The 634-nt window shown below is 42.1% G+C and carries 1 protein-coding gene; it reads right to left on the bottom strand.

The features are described 5' to 3' along the window. Window positions 1–34: 34 nt before the first annotated feature. The coding region (locus tag KOD92_RS27350) for an IS3 family transposase (protein ID WP_215236789.1) at window positions 35–634 on the bottom strand (600 nt) is incomplete at its 5' end.

The following is a 634-nucleotide window of genomic DNA, read 5'->3' as shown; positions in this document are numbered from 1 at the left end:
TGGACTGAACCCCAAAAGTTGGACGGTTTAAAATTTAGCGATTAGTGTGATGAGCCCGGTATTGTGCCGGGCTCATTCCATTTAAGTTCAGCCTGATCCTTTCATTGTTGTAGTATTCAATATATTCCTTGATGTCTTTTCTTAGCTGGTCGGTGCTGTTGTATTTTTTTAGGTAGAACAACTCTGATTTAATGGTACCAAAAAAGTTTTCGATAACCGCATTGTCCAGGCAGTTGCCTTTTCTGGACATGCTTTGGGTAATGCCCTTTGATTTGAGCATTTTTTGATATTCGCCCATCTGATATTGCCAGCCCTGGTCCGAATGTAGCATCAGGTTTTCCGGTTTATCAATCTTTTTAAATGCCGTTTTGAGCATTTGTGTGACTTGCTTGAAATTGGCCGATTCGGACAGGCTGTAACTAATGATTTCCCCATTAAAGAGATCAATAATGGGAGATAGAAAAAGTTTTTTGTCTTTCACCCTGAACTCAGAGACATCCGTTGCCCATTTCTGCGAGGGTTTTACAGATTTGAAGTCCCTGTTGAGTAAGTTGGGGGCAACCTTGCCTGTCTGGCCTTTGTAGGAGCGGTATCTTTTGAGACGGATCAGCGATTTAAGGCCCATGGCTTTCAT

The sequence above is a fragment of the Dyadobacter linearis genome (assembly GCF_907165045.1).
GTDB lineage: Bacteria > Bacteroidota > Bacteroidia > Cytophagales > Spirosomataceae > Dyadobacter > Dyadobacter linearis.
Note: the sequence above shows the minus strand (reverse complement) of the source record. Positions and strands in the feature narration are given on the sequence as shown.